This window comes from Thermaurantimonas sp., assembly GCF_046299575.1.
Taxonomy (GTDB): domain Bacteria; phylum Bacteroidota; class Bacteroidia; order Flavobacteriales; family Schleiferiaceae; genus Thermaurantimonas.
On sequence record NZ_JBKBHX010000001.1, the window covers coordinates 218,322 to 233,903 of the forward strand.

General features: G+C 41.7%; 16 protein-coding genes and 1 pseudogene. 6 read left to right on the forward strand and 11 right to left on the reverse strand.

Annotated features, from left to right (window positions below):
• Positions 1–162: 162 nt before the first annotated feature.
• The gene (locus ACK4EX_RS00885; RefSeq protein ID WP_409768843.1) at positions 163–1,185 is read right to left on the reverse strand and encodes a threonine aldolase family protein; all 1,023 of its coding nucleotides are present in this window, start codon (positions 1,183–1,185) and stop codon (positions 163–165) included.
• Positions 1,186–1,296: 111 nt separating this feature from the next.
• Here ACK4EX_RS00885 and ACK4EX_RS00890 point away from each other — a divergent pair, with 111 nt between their 5' ends.
• Entirely contained in the window at positions 1,297–2,682 is a 1,386-nt protein-coding gene (locus ACK4EX_RS00890; RefSeq protein ID WP_409768845.1) for an alpha-amylase family glycosyl hydrolase, read from the forward strand.
• Here ACK4EX_RS00890 and ACK4EX_RS00895 read toward each other — a convergent pair.
• Both ACK4EX_RS00895 and ACK4EX_RS00900 read right to left on the reverse strand, forming a co-directional pair.
• Positions 2,679–4,841: an endonuclease MutS2 gene (locus ACK4EX_RS00895; RefSeq protein WP_409768847.1), complete on the reverse strand. Its 2,163-nt coding sequence runs from the start codon at positions 4,839–4,841 to the stop codon at positions 2,679–2,681. The genes ACK4EX_RS00890 and ACK4EX_RS00895 overlap by 4 nt on opposite strands.
• Before the next feature lie 124 nt (positions 4,842–4,965).
• The gene (locus ACK4EX_RS00900) at positions 4,966–5,238 is read right to left on the reverse strand and encodes a hypothetical protein (RefSeq protein WP_409768849.1); all 273 of its coding nucleotides are present in this window, start codon (positions 5,236–5,238) and stop codon (positions 4,966–4,968) included.
• A gap of 46 nt (positions 5,239–5,284) precedes the next feature.
• On the opposite strand from ACK4EX_RS00900, the gene ACK4EX_RS00905 reads away from it, so the two are divergent.
• From ACK4EX_RS00905 to radA, 5 genes and pseudogenes are all read left to right on the forward strand, one after another.
• The gene (locus tag ACK4EX_RS00905; RefSeq protein ID WP_409768851.1) at positions 5,285–5,428 is read left to right on the forward strand and encodes a hypothetical protein; all 144 of its coding nucleotides are present in this window, start codon (positions 5,285–5,287) and stop codon (positions 5,426–5,428) included.
• A gap of 572 nt (positions 5,429–6,000) precedes the next feature.
• Positions 6,001–6,888 (forward strand): annotated as a pseudogene (locus tag ACK4EX_RS00910) (LruC domain-containing protein); the annotation flags it as partial.
• Between the two features lie 179 nt (positions 6,889–7,067).
• Complete coding sequence (locus ACK4EX_RS00915; protein WP_409768853.1) at positions 7,068–9,656, forward strand: T9SS-dependent M36 family metallopeptidase; 2,589 nt, start codon at positions 7,068–7,070, stop codon at positions 9,654–9,656.
• A 302-nt stretch (positions 9,657–9,958) separates the two neighbouring features.
• The gene (locus ACK4EX_RS00920; protein ID WP_124398105.1) at positions 9,959–10,318 is read left to right on the forward strand and encodes a hypothetical protein; all 360 of its coding nucleotides are present in this window, start codon (positions 9,959–9,961) and stop codon (positions 10,316–10,318) included.
• Positions 10,305–11,669: a DNA repair protein RadA gene (gene radA, locus ACK4EX_RS00925; RefSeq protein ID WP_409768855.1), complete on the forward strand. Its 1,365-nt coding sequence runs from the start codon at positions 10,305–10,307 to the stop codon at positions 11,667–11,669. Before ACK4EX_RS00920 ends, radA begins: the two co-directional genes overlap by 14 nt.
• Before the next feature lie 129 nt (positions 11,670–11,798).
• Here the strand turns inward: radA and ACK4EX_RS00930 are convergent, their stop codons facing one another.
• The 8 genes from ACK4EX_RS00930 to ACK4EX_RS00965 all read right to left on the reverse strand — a co-directional run bounded on the left by ACK4EX_RS00930 (position 11,799) and on the right by ACK4EX_RS00965 (position 15,450).
• Positions 11,799–11,960, reverse strand: a complete 162-nt coding sequence (locus tag ACK4EX_RS00930; RefSeq protein ID WP_409768857.1) for a DUF4295 domain-containing protein — start codon at positions 11,958–11,960, stop codon at positions 11,799–11,801.
• Positions 11,961–11,972: 12 nt separating this feature from the next.
• The gene (gene rpmG / locus ACK4EX_RS00935; RefSeq protein ID WP_124398102.1) at positions 11,973–12,155 is read right to left on the reverse strand and encodes a 50S ribosomal protein L33; all 183 of its coding nucleotides are present in this window, start codon (positions 12,153–12,155) and stop codon (positions 11,973–11,975) included.
• A 6-nt stretch (positions 12,156–12,161) separates the two neighbouring features.
• Entirely contained in the window at positions 12,162–12,401 is a 240-nt protein-coding gene (rpmB, locus tag ACK4EX_RS00940; protein ID WP_409768860.1) for a 50S ribosomal protein L28, read from the reverse strand.
• A gap of 127 nt (positions 12,402–12,528) precedes the next feature.
• The gene (gene paaE, locus ACK4EX_RS00945) at positions 12,529–13,680 is read right to left on the reverse strand and encodes a 1,2-phenylacetyl-CoA epoxidase subunit PaaE (protein ID WP_409768862.1); all 1,152 of its coding nucleotides are present in this window, start codon (positions 13,678–13,680) and stop codon (positions 12,529–12,531) included.
• Between the two features lie 132 nt (positions 13,681–13,812).
• Positions 13,813–13,950 (reverse strand): hypothetical protein, encoded by a 138-nt coding sequence (locus tag ACK4EX_RS00950; RefSeq protein ID WP_409768864.1) that lies wholly within the window; start codon positions 13,948–13,950, stop codon positions 13,813–13,815.
• A 9-nt stretch (positions 13,951–13,959) separates the two neighbouring features.
• A complete protein-coding gene (locus ACK4EX_RS00955) occupies positions 13,960–14,292 on the reverse strand; it encodes a YbjQ family protein (protein WP_409768865.1) in 333 nt (110 codons plus the stop codon).
• Positions 14,293–14,295: 3 nt separating this feature from the next.
• Positions 14,296–14,751 carry a hypothetical protein gene (locus ACK4EX_RS00960; protein WP_409768867.1) on the reverse strand — a complete coding sequence of 152 codons (456 nt, stop codon included), beginning with the start codon at positions 14,749–14,751 and terminating at the stop codon, positions 14,296–14,298.
• A gap of 3 nt (positions 14,752–14,754) precedes the next feature.
• Positions 14,755–15,450, reverse strand: a complete 696-nt coding sequence (locus ACK4EX_RS00965) for a hypothetical protein (protein ID WP_409768869.1) — start codon at positions 15,448–15,450, stop codon at positions 14,755–14,757.
• Between the last annotated feature and the right edge of the window lie 132 nt (positions 15,451–15,582).

Here is a 15,582-nt window from a genome sequence, read left to right on the forward strand (position 1 = left end):
CATTTATAAAAAACAAATAAAATGGCATAAAAAAGTGATGAAAACCTTATAATCCTTTGATCAATTATCGAAAATATTTCACAAAATATTTAAAAAGAAAATCAGTTGTCAAAAATCATTTAATTATTAGAATATTTTTTTTCATTATTTATGCAAAATAATTCATTTTTCCATCGATCTGAAAATAGTTAGGCAATATTCGATATCGTCGTCAGAGATGTCGAGGTGTGTGACTAATCGAAGCCATCCCTGACACATATGAATAAGACGAATGCCATGCATTTCGAGTTTTTCAGCTACCTCTGACGGATTTTTCTTGGTTTTAAAAATGACTATGTTTGTCTGTGGGGATACGACCTCTGAAACCCAACTTGAAACTCTAAGTCCATCAGCCAATTTGCGTGCTCTTGCATGGTCGTCAGCAAGGCGATGGATATGGTTTTGAAGAGCATAAATCCCCGCAGCTGCTAAAAAACCGCTTTGGCGCATCCCTCCGCCCAATCGCTTGCGAATGCGCTTAGCTTTAACGATAAAATCGGCTGAACCAAGGAGCAAGCTCCCAACTGGACATCCCAAACCTTTCGACAAACAAATACTCATTGAATCGACCGAGCGATGGTAATCGGCAGGCTGTTCGTTGTTGTATATCAATGCATTGTAAATTCGAGCTCCATCGAGGTGAACTTTTAGGCCCAAGCGTTGACCTTCTTCAGCTAAGGTGCGTATTTGTGCTGCTGTGTAACAAGTGCCTCCTGCTTTATTCACTGTATTTTCAAGAGACAGCAAGGCCGAATGCGCGTGATGTTCATCTACAGAATTAATATTGTATGCAAGCGATTCAGGAGAGATTATACCATTTTCGCCATCCAACAGCCTAACACTACAAAGTGCATTAGCAGCGATTCCGCCTCCTTCGTACCAATAAATATGTGAAAGTCGATGACAGATCACCTCATCCCCGGGCTTAGTGTGAACCATAATGGCAATTTGATTGCACATAGTGCCCGAAGGACAGAACAAAGCAGCATCAAAACCCCAAATAGAGGCTGCCATCTCTTCGAGTTTTTGGGTTGTAGGATCTTTATCAATCACATCATCACCCACATCAGCTTTCATCATGGCCTGTAGCATGGAAGGGGTCGGACGTGTAACGGTATCACTGCGTAAGTCAACTTTTCTGATCATTCAGCTGATAAATTGTTACTGCAAAGAAATTTTGTAATTAGTTTGTGACGAGTTTTTAATATATGGCTTTTTTGAAACGTAATCTACTGATTTTTCTTAAACATATGTGCTATGAATTTTAAAAAAGCAATTTTTTATTTGCCGCTCATAAGCTTTCTGACCTTATCTACATTTTCTTGTAAGAATAAAAATACCCAAGAACAAGCGGATAATGGTTGTAAAAATCAGGGACTAGAGCTTCCGGAGTGGGCAAAGAGCGCCCCAATTTATCAGGTCAACATCAGGCAATATACCCCTGAAGGCACAATTAATGCCTTTAAAACCCACCTGCCTCGCCTCGCTGAAATGAATGTGAAAATATTATGGATTATGCCCATACAACCTATCGGAAAACTCCATCGAAAAGGCAAGTTGGGAAGCTATTATAGCATCGCCAATTACCGAGAAGTAAGCGAAGAATACGGCACACTTGACGACTTCAGAGCCATGGTGAATGAGGCACATCGCCTCGGAATGCGCGTTATACTCGACTGGGTAGCCAATCACACTGCCTGGGACCATCCATGGATCACCGAACATCCGGACTGGTACAAGCAGGACGAAAACGGTGTAATCCTGTCGCCGATACCCGACTGGAGCGATGTGGCACAATTGAACTACAGCAACCCGGCGCTGAGAGAAGCTATGAAAAATGAAATGAAGTTCTGGATTTTTGAAACGGATATTGATGGCTTCCGATGCGATGTGGCCGAGTTAGTTCCGGCTAATTTCTGGGCATCAGCTTTTAAAGAACTTCAGCAGATTAAACCTTTGTACCTACTCGCCGAGGCTGAAGGTATTGAATTGTATGAAAATTTTCATGCTACCTACGGCTGGACACTGCATCACATCATGAATCGGATAGCAGCCGGAGACTCAACTGCTGAATCAATTGACAACTACCTCGAAACACAGCAACGCGAAAGCTACCGAAAAAACATGCAGCGCATGTATTTTACCAGTAATCACGACGAAAACAGCTGGAACGGTACCGAATTCGAACGACTTGGAGAACTCCACAAAGCTATGTTTGTGACGATGGCTTTTCTGCCTAATGCGGTTCCTATGATTTATACAGGTCAAGAAGCAGCTTTGAAAAAGCGCCTAAACTTTTTTGACCGCGACCCGGTTTCATGGAACACTTATGAGCTTACAGATTTCTATAAAAAAGTATTTGGGCTATTTATCAGCCACCCGACCGTGGCAGCCGCTTGCCCCACGGGCGACTTTCTGCGGCTCGACAACGGCGATTATAAAAATCTCTACATTTATATGCGTACACTAAACGACAAAAAGATATTGGTAATCACTAATTTAGGGAAGGAATCAGCCATTGTACCCGATTTAGAAATTATTCACGGCGAATGGAATGACCTAATGACCGAACAAAAGCGCACAATTAAATCGGGTCAAACCATCGAACTACAGTCGGGAGATTTTATCGTCTTGTACACTTAAGTATTAGAAGCAGGGGTATCCTCTGACGACGTTTTCTGTTTCGCAGCTTTTTTCTTTTTGGTAATCAGCGGAATAAATTGATTCCGATCGAGTATGGCCACCATATTGCCAAGTCTGATATGGTATTTGTCTTTTTTCACATCAACGAGTTGACCGATGAGGTTGTTTTCGAGTAGCTTTACCTGATCTCCCACATTTACCGGGGTATTGAGTAGTCTTTTTAGATTTTTTGACTTAGTTTCAGCCTTTACAGTTGCCTCAGCTTCTCGTTTCTTAGCGTTCTCAGCAGCCTTTTCCTGCAGGAGTCGCCAGAATTTCTGGCTAATAATTTTTTTATTGGCCGATGTTGGATTTTGCTCCCACATATTTACCAATTGACTAAAACGACTGCCCCACATCAATTTTTCACTCTGCCGGCGGTTTATTTCGCTTTGTTTTTCGAGTTTTTCTTCCAGGCGTCGGATTTTCTTCTCTTGTGTTTCTTTTAGCTTTGAAAGCTCTTCGAGTCGTTTTTCCAATTGTTTGGTTTGTAACTCAAGGTTTTGCTTCTCTTGCTGAATACTCACCAAAAGGCGGTCAACCTCGACAGTCGAATTTTCGAGTTTCTCTTTAGCGCGATCAATAATTTCTCGAGGAATACCAACATTCTGAGCTACTTCGAAGGTGTAAGAACTGCCCGGTGCCCCAATGTGTAGCTGATAAAGCGGCTGAAGAGTTTCTCTGTCAAATTGCATGGAGGCATTTTGCACATTCGAAAGTTGAGCAGCTAAGGCCTTTATTTTGTTAAAGTGAGTAGTAATTACTCCTAAAGCACCTGATTTCTGAATTTCTTCCAAGAAAACCATTGCAATAGCTGATCCTAACTCGGGGTCGCTGCCGCTGCCAAATTCATCAATAAGGATGAGCGACTTTTTGCCCATCCTACGAAGTATGTGCTTCATTTTATTCAGGCGCGAGCTGTATGTAGAGAGTTCATTTTCAATGCTCTGTGCATCGCCTATATCGCCAAAGATACTATGTATCAAACCGAAACTACTTTCTGGAGCCACTGGTATTGGTATGCCACTCTGAAGCATGAGTACCAGCAGACCTACGGTTTTCATGGCTACCGATTTTCCACCGGCATTTGGTCCGGAAATTACCATTACCCGATGGTGGCGGTTGAGCTCAATGGTGAGAGGTATAGTAGGCTTATTTCGTTGTCTGTTGTGCAGCAAGAGAGCCGGGTTGTATCCGTTAACAATTTTTATTACAGAGGGTGACTCCATCACTTGAGGGACACATCCTCCTGTTTCGATGCCAAATGCAGCGCGGGCTTTCAAGGTATCTAAGTGAACCAGGATTTCCTCCATTTCCGAAAGAACCGGATAAAAGACAGAGAGTTGATAAGTGAGCTCCGTTAAAATCCGGAGAATTTCGCGCCTTTCGTCGTCAGCCAAGCGCGCTATTTCGTTGTTAATTTCAATCGTTTCAGGCGGCTCTACAAAAACGACCATATTTTTTCCGCTGCTGCCATGGAAGATGCCATTTACCTTATTCTTATGGCTGGCGAGTACAGCAAGAACACGCCTGTTCTCGTGCACCGATTCTTTGAAGTCAGCAAGTATGCCGCTTGACTCTAAGCGATGAACGATTTTATAAAATAATTTATCGCTTTGTTGTCTTTTTCGTTGTAGCTCTTCTCGTATGGAGGCTAGTAAAGAAGAGGCCGAAGATTTTATATTACCTCTGGGATCAAAGACCTTGTCAATCAATGCTATAATTTGTGGCTCTGGAGGACGTTTCTCTACCAGCTTCCAGAGCATTGGAGCTAATTCTCTGTTTTGAAATAAAAATTTAAACACATTGTCAAAAGCTTCACTCAGCTGGCGAATTGCCATGAAACCCTTTTCATCCACCGTTCCGCTACCGGTTTTCAAAATTTTGAAGGCCCTTGTACAATCTTCGTGGCCAAGTCCCGGAATACCGGAAGTGCGATTTGTGAGGAGCATTACTTCTTGAACGGCATTGAGCTCAGCATGTAGCTGTTGGTAATCTGTATTGGGTGTAATCTGTCGCAAGGCTTCAGCAGCCTTACTCAGTACACACTTATGGCTGATGTATTCAGCTATAGCCTTGTACTCGAGGATATCGGTTAAATTCTTCGGATAGATATACAATATGGTACGATTGAATTATTTAATTCCTGCAAAGGTGTATCAGGATAGAGAATAATTCAATTTTTCCAATTTTTGGAATTTTATATAATTTTTGGAGTTTTTCTATTGTGATAATTGTTATACTTTATTGAATATCAGCATTTTTATTTTTGGCATAATAATTTTTATGACGACTAAAAACAAAAATCATGAGAAAGGTTTTTTTGGTGTTAGGTTTAATATCATTCACCTTGATCAGTTGTAAAAAAGAAAAGGAAACACTTATTCCTCCTACTCCGACTGAGTTCAAGGATTTAACAGTATCGCCAAATTTCAAATGGAATACTTCTAAAGTTTTTACATTGGAATTTGTCGGTGTATCTACCATTGTTCCCGGATCAACAGGGGTTTTAGTCATAACGAGCCTACCCGACAACACCGAGTTACTGAAAGTAAGACACACGATGAAGGATAACAAAAACTTTCAGCTCAACCTGCCGGGACATGTAAAGCGGATACAGGTGCGCTATGGAATCGTAGAAAAAGAAATCAAAATTCAAGGAAATTCAGCTCAGTTTATACCAATTCCTGAACTATCCGAAGAATAAAATTATAAATCATGAAAGTCATGAAAAAGATATTTTTCATTTCCCTTTTTACCTCCCTATTTCAATGGTCGAATGCACAAGTAGTGCTAAATGCTGAGTCTGGTAACCGCAACATCGATGCTGCAAATTGTTGGACATTTGGAGGTGTAACTTATACAAACACGTCCATACGCATCAGCGGTAACTGGAGCATGCAATCGGGACAGGCCACATCAAATAGTCCAACTGCTTTCTGGATTAAATCTCCATGGGTGAGAAACCTTGGCTCCGAATTGTCCATTAAGTTGAGACTCAGTGCAGCCAATGGAACCACTCGTGGCATAATTGTGTCGTATATAAATGTAAATAATCAAAACACAAGCACATACGAGGGAAGTATTAATCCGTTTTTTACATATGCTTGGCCTACTATAAACACCAATATCGTTCAATTAACCATTCCAGTACCTTCAGAAATTCAAAACTCACAAGTTCCGATTAAAATCATGATCAGCTTTATTGGTCAGGGAGGAAGTTCTCGAATCATTTCTGATGACATTATAATCCCTGGAACATATGCAGCTGATCCAGCAATGGGATGTATACCAAACAACATCATAACCGATACTGATGGAGATGGTGTGGCAGATAACGACGATGCCTTTCCCAATGACCCCACACGTGCATTCAGAAATTTTAGCCCAGCAGCTAACACGTTCGGCACTTTTGCCTTCGAAGACCTTTGGCCCGCTCTGGGTGATTACGATTTCAACGACCTTGTGGTGGACTATCAAATGGAATATGCCACCAACGCTGAAAATCAGATGGTTGACCTCAAATTCAAACTTTATATTCGCGCTATTGGAGCTTCAATTCCATCCGGATTCGGAATTTCATTTGAAAACATACCTGCTAACCGCGTGGCTTCCGTTACTGGTATGAAACTTTTCGAAGGATATATCAACCTCGCTGCTAACGGTTTAGAGGCAGGCCACAGCAATGCAGTGATCATTCCTTTCGACAATGCCATTAAATGTGTTAACTGGGGAAGTCAGCCGACCTTTAACACAACTCCTGGCTATCAACCTGGGACATCAGACACAATCGTAATTACCATACTTTTCAATCAGCCCGTTCCTGTGGCACGTATCCAAATCGGTGGACAAGAACCCACTGTAACAACAAAATCTTTCGTAGGCCCACCCACTATTACCGTCAATCCTTTCCTTATAAAAGGAAAAATCCGCGGTCAGGAAATACACCTGCCTGGTATGCCACCCACAGTACTTGCTAATCCCCAACTCTTCGGAACCATCGACGACGATACAAAGCCTGCTCAAAGTAGATACTACGTAACAAAAAGCAATCTGCCCTGGGCAATTCACCTACCAGTTAAATTTGATTATCCGACCGAAAAAACCGATATTTTAAAAGCTTATAAAAAACTTGCAGATTGGGCACAAAGCAATGGTGAGCTGTTTACCGATTGGTATCTGAACCTCCCGGGATACCGAGACGCCCAACACCTTTTCTGATTCAAAAATCTTACTGTAAGTTTCAAAAAGCCGCTTTTTTTGAGCGGCTTTTTCTTTTTCTTGTAAGTTTAGTAATAATTATTTAACGTTTAAATTTCCTGCTATATTTGAAAAAATTAATTTGCATGAAAATGACTATTCGGTTTTTAAGTCTAATAGTTACAACTTGTTTTGGGCTGATAATCAATGCACAAAACAATGTTCCAAATGCCAGCACAGTAAGAGATTTTCTGATAAATCAGAAAATTCATACAGAAAAAGACCTGGAAGAACTGCGGATTTCATCATACCACAGCGACGCAAAAACGGGACTTACCTATGTGTATTGGGAGCAGATGTATCAAGGCATACCTATTTTTAATGGCGTAATATCTACTGCATATACCAAAGACGGGAAAATACGAGTAGCAAACTCAAATGCTGTTACCAACCTAAGCAAAAAAGTTAAACGTATTCATTCTCATCTAATTGCACCTGAAGCTGCCCTTCGTGCCGCCTTGGATCATTTGGGAATCGATAAACCCGCCCCATCCATTCTCTCAAGACAAGAAAAAAATCTGGTAATAGAATTTGATAATCAGGGAATTAGCCAGGAGAAGTTACTTGCCGAAAAGTATTGGCTCGATGCAGTCGACCAACTTATACCAGTTTGGAATATCGTAATACAGCCTAGTGGTTCATCTGACTGGTGGAACATCCGCATTAATGCTATTAATGGAAAATTCATTGAAAAAAACAACTGGACTGCCGAATGCCAGACGACTGAAACCTCCGATCGCATTCTTTCTTTTGGTTTTCAAAACATTAAACCCGTATTAAAAAGCTCGCCTAAAAAAGGAGCTCTTACAGGTGCAACGTATAATGTTTTTGGGTTGCCCTATGAAAGTCCTAATCACGGCCCTCGCACTCTCATTACAGATCCGCACGATAGTATGGCATCGCCTTACGGCTGGCATACGCGCAACACTACAAATCTTAAAGAGTTTACCATCACTCGAGGCAACAACGTACACGCCTATGAAGACCAAGCAAATGCCAATACGCCCGGGTTTAGCCCAAATGGTGGTGATAGCCTCTATTTCGACTTTCCTGTGAATTTTACAGCCCCTGCCATTCAAAGTATGCCTGCAGCGGTGACTAACCTGTTTTACATGAACAACATCGCTCACGACGTTTTTTATCAATACGGATTCACAGAAGCTGCAGGCAATTTTCAGGTCAACAATTACGGACGTGGAGGTATTGGCAATGACGATGTGCGCGCCGAAGCAATGGATGGTGGTGGCACGAGCAATGCCAACTTCTCTACTCCGCCCGACGGACAGCGCCCCAGAATGCAAATGTATCTCTGGCCACAGACTTCGCAGTCGTCTTCCGGTCTAAGAGTAGATTCACCAGTAGTGGCCAACTATCCACTCGTTCCTGCCAGCATCGGCCCGCAGCTTAGCACGAATCCTGTTTCAGGCCAGTTGGTGCTTATGAACGATGGCAGCGCCGATCCCACACTTGGCTGCCAAAACACCCAACAAAACCTGCAAGGAAAAATCGTACTTATCGATCGGGGTACCTGCACATTCGCAAACAAAATACTCAATGCTCAGCAGGCAGGAGCTATAGGTGTAATTGTCGCTAACAATGTATCCGGAAACCCTATTGCAATGGGTGGTACGGGAACAGGGATAAACATTCCTTCCGGAATGACAACACAAGGTGCCGGAAACATTCTGAAACAGTTGCTCACTCAATACCCGGCCGTGTATGTATCGCTACGCGACAGTTCTATATCATTTGACTCCTCATTCGACAATGGCGTCGTACTACACGAATACGGACACGGAATTTCCACACGCCTGACCGGTGGAGCTTCAAATAGCAACTGCCTTAGCAATCAAGAGCAAGCCGGCGAAGGATGGAGCGACCTGTTTGGTCTGTTTTTTACTACCACCAGCTCTAATACATCAACTCAGCGAAGAGGTATAAGTACATTCTTAATCGGTCAAAACACCAACGGTCAAGGCATTAGGCAAGCGCCCTACTCTACCTCAACATCACAAAACAACCTGACCTACGACAACATTAAAACCGCATCAATACCTCATGGTATAGGTACCGTATGGGCTACAATGGTCTGGGAAATGTTCTGGAATCTGGTAGATATACATGGCTTCGACAATGATTTATACTATGGCAATGGTGGTAACAATATCGCTTTCAGACTGGTGATGGAAGGTCTGAAACTGCAGAAGTGTAACCCTGGTTTTGTTGATTCACGCGACGCCATACTACAGGCCGATACGCTACTATACAACGGTCAGAACTCTTGCGCTATATGGGCTGCTTTTGCCAAGCGCGGTCTAGGTTTCAGTGCAAATCAAGGACAGGCAACAAGCCGTAGTGATGGCACTCAGGCTTTCGACACTCATCCCAATTGTTTGGTAAGTGTAAGTGAAAACACGCCTTCAAAGCCACAACCTGCCCTGTATCCAAACCCGGCTAAAGATTTCATCTTCATAGACTTGCCCGAGTTCGAAGGAAGAATAAAAGTGCGCATGATAGATTTAACCGGAAAATTGGTATTAGATGATCAAATTGACTTACAAGCAGGCAATCGCATCTTTGTACCTCTACATCAGTATCCCGTAGGAATTTATGTCTTGGAGGTTTCCGACGCCTTCGGTCATCAGTGGCATAGCAAGGTTACTATACGTCGATAACTTTTAAAAAGAAAAATATCCATATCCGGATTGAGAAAAGTATGCTCAATCCGGATTTTTTATTAGTAATCCAACGCATGTAAATAAATTAATTTGTATAGCTTGACAAAAAACAATTTATATTTCTATCTAATCCACAAATAAGTTTTTTTCGCCAAATCATTTAATATACGTAAATGCTTGATTTAAATTAATTTAGGAAAAAAGAGCTTCTTAATTCAATAAATTTTAATACAAACAGGTGTTTTTTTATTCGTTGAAAATCAATTAGAATTGCACCTAGAAAAGGATATTTTTTTGACATGAGTACCATCGACTTTTTATTTAATAAAATTTATACAGCCGAGGGATTGATCCGCACTGTTAACATTCAAACTTTCTTAGGCAATAAAGTAGCGTTGGTAAATGGTTTTCCGCATTCACCTACTTTCGAAAACATCATTCGCCTTGTTACACTTTCTGAAGACTGCGCTACACGAGTGCTTGTCTATCCCTTTGACTATTCAGAAGGTGAGCCTGTACCCGGATTTGCCCTTACGCTGGCAGCTCTATACCCGGTCGATGGTATAGCACTTATCAATGAATCTGACTGGGATGAGGTGATAAATCAACTTTCACCGAAGTGTAAAATGATTGACTTTGAGTCTGATGGCCAAGATTAAAACGGCTTTTGTATGCCAAAGCTGCGGCAGCGTGCATTCTAAGTGGATGGGCAAATGCACAGCTTGTGGTGAATGGAATACACTCGTAGAGGAAGTTTTACAGCCAGAAAAAAAAATGCCTGCATGGGGTGGAATTCGCCACACATCTACGATTCCCAATTCTGCGGTAGAACTAAAAAACATTGAACAAAGGGATGAGATTCGCTTGCCTTCGGGCGATGTTGAGCTCGATCGCGTATTAGGTGGCGGAATTGTTCCCGGCTCACTGGTACTGGTAGGCGGTGAACCTGGCATAGGCAAATCTACGCTAATGCTGCAAGTGGCACTCCGACAACGAGAAATCAAAGTGCTCTACGTGAGTGGCGAAGAGAGTCCTCATCAAATCAGGATGCGTGCCGAACGTATAGCTGGCGGCAGTGGAGAGTGTCTGATTTTATCAGAAACAGCTGTAGGCAGAATATTCGATGAAATACGTAGAATTCAACCTGATATTGTGGTTGTTGATTCCATTCAAACCCTCTACTCCGAAGCTCTGGATTCCGCACCTGGAAGTGTGAGTCAAATTAGGGAATCAGCTACCGAGTTTATGCGCTATGCTAAGAGCAATGATGTGCCGGTATTTCTGATAGGACACATTACCAAAGATGGACAAATTGCTGGTCCTAAAGTGCTCGAACACATGGTAGATGTGGTGCTCCAATTCGAAGGCGACAGAAATCACTTTTTCAGAATCCTTAGAGCCCAGAAAAATCGATTTGGTTCTACCTCTGAAATAGGCATCTACGAAATGAAATCGGGTGGGCTCGAAGCAGTGAACAATCCATCAGATGTGCTGCTCTCGGCCGATCGGGAATCGCTGAGTGGAAATACTGTATGTATGACTCTCGAAGGCGTAAGGCCTCTGCCCGTTGAAGTACAGGCATTGGTGAGCTCAGCCGTGTATGGCACTCCACAGCGCAGCGCAACAGGTTTTGATGTACGCCGGTTGAATATGCTGCTTGCTGTATTAGAAAAGCGTTGTGGCTTTAGACTCGGTCAAAAGGACGTGTTTCTCAACATTGCAGGAGGTATAAGGGTTGACGACCCTGCCCTCGATGCCAGTATAGTGGCCAGTATTCTCAGCTCTAACGAAGATGTAGCTTTATTGCCTACCCTCTGCTTTGCTGCTGAAGTGGGCCTTTCTGGCGAGGTGCGTCCGGTAAGTCGCATCGAAACGCGCATTGCTGAAGCCGAACGATTGGGTTTTACTGAAATGGTGGTTTCTAAATACAATAAAATTAGTACTCATCCAGAAAACATCAGGCTGATACCCGTTAGCCGTGTCGATGAATTGTACAGAAAACTCTTTTAAAATAAATCAAAGAGGTTTCAAACAAAAAAAGGTTACAGCGATACATTTTAGATCGCTTTTAAAAACAAAGAAGGCCGCTCCGACCGAAGTCTGAGCAGCCACTCTCTGCCATGAAAACAACTCTACTCTTTATATTTTACCTTTCAGGTAATCGTTCACAAGTTCTTTTTCCATTATCTTCTCTTCGAAGGTATAAGCACCTGTTTTTTCGCTTTTGATCATGCGAATCACTTTAGTATATGCTTTTGTAGCACCTTCTTTCTTAAGGGTAGCAACTACTTTCTTAGCCATTTTGCCTCAGTATTATTTGATTTCTTTGTGAACAGTTACTCTTTTCAAAATGGGATTGTACTTCTTGAGCTCCAGTCTGTCAGGAGTGTTTTTCTTATTTTTTGTAGTGATGTAGCGAGATGTACCGGGCAGTCCTGAATTTTTGTGTTCCGTACACTCCAATATTACTTGTACTCTGTTACCTTTCTTGGCCATGGTGGATTAAATTTTTAAATAACCTTTAGCTTCAGCTTCTTTTAAAACGGCAGAGATGCCTTTTTTATTGATGGTTTTCAAACCTTTAGCACTCACTTTTAGGGTAATCCAGCGATTTTCCTCCGGAATATAAAAGCGCTTAGTGGTAAGATTTACTTCAAACAATCTCTTGTTCTTCTTATTTGAGAAGGATACGTGATTACCTACACGTGCTTTTTTTCCAGTAACCTGACAAACGCGAGCCATTGAAATATGGTTTATAGAATTATATGCTTTCCAAAATTTGGGCTGCAAAGAAACGAAATTTTACTGAATTGTAGAAAGATAATTTTTTGCCTGATTACTTAAAAAACTGTTATAATCACCCCATCTGCTATTCGTCATAGCTCACCACTACTCGTTCAGTGATTGGATGACTTTGGCAAGTAAGCACATATCCCTGCTCTACTTCATCGTCGTCGAGAGCATAGTTCATTTCCATTACCACTTTACCTACTAAAACCTTTGCTCTACATGTACAACACACAGCACCTTTACATGCAAAAGGTACATCTGCCCCTGCATCGAGGGCCGCATCGAGAATGGAAATGCCTTTAGACGATACGTCGAAATGTGTTTCCTCTCCATCGAGGATCACTGTTACATGGCTGAGGATTTCACCTTTTGATGAGGAGGTATCAACCACCTTCTTCTCAGCTGAAGTAGTATTAGTTGTAAAAAGCTCGAAGTGCACTTTTTTATCGGATACACCCAACTCAGCGAGTGTATCTTTTACCTGATGAATCATTTCCTCAGGCCCGCAGATAAAGTAATGAGCAACGCCAGAAGGATTGAAAAATTTTTGGGCATACAGCCTCACTTTTTGAGCGTCGATACGACCCTTAAGCCAATCAGTACCTTGGTCTTCACGACTGAGAATATGGTGAATTTCCAATCTATTCAGGTAAGTGTTTTTTAAATCATCGAGTTCATCTTTAAAGATGATGGTGGAAACAGCTTTATTGCCATAAAACAGTATAACAGAGCTCTGCAGTTCAAACTGAAGAATGGTCTTTATTAAACTCATAATAGGAGTAATGCCCGAGCCGGCAGCAAACATTACATATTGAGCCACATTGTCTTTCTTAAACGGCACATTAAAATTGCCCTGCGGTGTCATTACTTCCAGTGTTTGGCCAACTGCCAACTTCTCATTGGCATATGTTGAAAACTTCCCTCCGTGGACTTTTTTCACTGCCACTCTCAACTCGCCGTCCAGCGGGCTTGAGCAGATGGAATAGGATCTGCGCACCTCTTCACCGTCGATGGTAGTCTTTAACGTCAGATACTGCCCGGCAACGAAGCGATAGTCATCGCGCAGCGAATCGGGAATTTCAAAAGCGATCGAAACGCACTCGTCTGTTTCGCGACGAATGTCACTTATTCTGAGAGGATGAAATTTTGGCCTGGGTTGTTTTTTTAAGTCATCTAACCAGAAGTTGTATTTATTGGCGGTCTTTTTTTTCTGCAGAAAGAAAGAGAGCATATGAATTTTTTTATTTAAATAATTGATTGTAATAAAATTTGTTTTGTTTTTAAACGCCGTGCAAAAGTACAGTTCTATGAAATGAACACACTTTAAAACTTCTCAAGATAAACTATTTCTACTAAACCTATTTCAATTATCCCGATGCTCGAAATCTTCTTTGCGCTTTTCGCGTATTCTGTTGATTATCAAATATATAATTAAAAGTCCAACGATTACTCCGGCCACCACATAAAAAAAGATTGCTGCTAATAAAGCAATAATTTCCATAATGCGCTTTTAAAGTTTACGCAAACGCACGGCAGTGCCATATGCGAGTATTTCAGCTGCACCCTGCATGATGGCAGATGTGGTAAAACGCACGTTTACTACTGCATCAGCACCCAATCGTGCAGCGTCATCGGTCATGCGCTTCAGAGCCTGTTCGCGGGCGTCGGCCATTAATTTGGTGTATTCTGATATTTCTCCGCCAACAATGTTCTTTAATCCGGCAAAAATGTCAGAAGCCACGTTTCGTGCTCTTACTGTTGAGCCGCGAGCTATACCTAAAATTTCTACTATTTCGTAGCCTGGCAGACTTTCAGTATTGGTAATCAAAATATTGTTGTACATATATTAATTATATTCAAAAGGTCTGGGATTGCTGATGAAAACAAGATTTCCATCGGCCACACTGCGTGCATATAAGCGATAAAAATAACGCACTTTGCCATTGCAAGGCATTGAGCGATGTTTAAATGTGAGTGTATCGGCATGAGCGATGTCATTGAATCGATAATAAAGCCCACCGGCTCTGTCTTCTTGAAAATCAAGGTCAAAAAAGTACAACTTGAGCTTTTGAAGTTCCGCTTGGTGTTGGGGGTCTATTTTGATTTTGAATTGATAGGTACAATTTAGCGTTCCCTCGGGCTCAAGATTTTCTAATTTGACCAAATTGAGTTTTAGACTGTCAAAAATACCGCTTGTATAAACAAAACTGTCGAGAAAATGCACCGAAAGATTGAAATTGTTCTGGTACTTTACACAAGCGACCGCTAACAGGGTCAAAAAGAATATATATACCTTCTTCATCGCTTAAAATGGAACAATAATTCGAATGCCTGGATACAACAAATCGTAGGTGAGGGGTTCGAGTCTCAGGTAATACTCAGGAAAGGGTACAGGAGGAATGCGAAAAGTGGGAACTTTTCGCTTTCGGTATCTCAGGTAACCTCGCACAGTAAAAGCCGAAGAAACACCGGCAATTGCAAGTGTAATGTAGTTCATAGTGCGATACCTTTTGTAATCTGCCTCATGGCGCAGAAATTCATCGAGGTATGCCTGTCGCTCATTTAAATTGGCTCCAAGCCATTTTTTGTAATACCAGGCAGCATTGTCGTAGCTCAAAGTGGCTCGGCTGTAGTAATAAAGGGCATAACCTGCGGCAAAAGTGGCCGTAATAAGGGGAATGCCGAGTTCGATGAAGTTGCGTTCTCGATAGTCTTTAAGCTGGCGTTGGTAGTGATCAAAATCGGCATTTACTCGAAATGAAGGTATCACTATCTGTCCATCGGGAGCATCTTCCACTATCAATAAAGTATCAATCAGTTCAAATTCAGGTGTGTAAATCTGTATGCGTTGCAGCCCTTGAGGCAGTTTTAAAATTTTTCGCGATTCATACAACCTATCATTTGTCTTAATGATAAAATAATAACTCGGTATGTAAAAACGCACAACAGTACTATCAACCTGTGCTTTTACAGGTTTACAGGTAACCAATATAAAAATCAATATATAAAAAATACTTTTAATTACCTGTAGAAACAATGCCTACTTAATTTCCGTAAATGTATTTAAAAGAATTGGCAAAGACAAATTGTTTTTAGATCCACCAAAAATCAAGAAAGTTTTAAAATGGGAGAA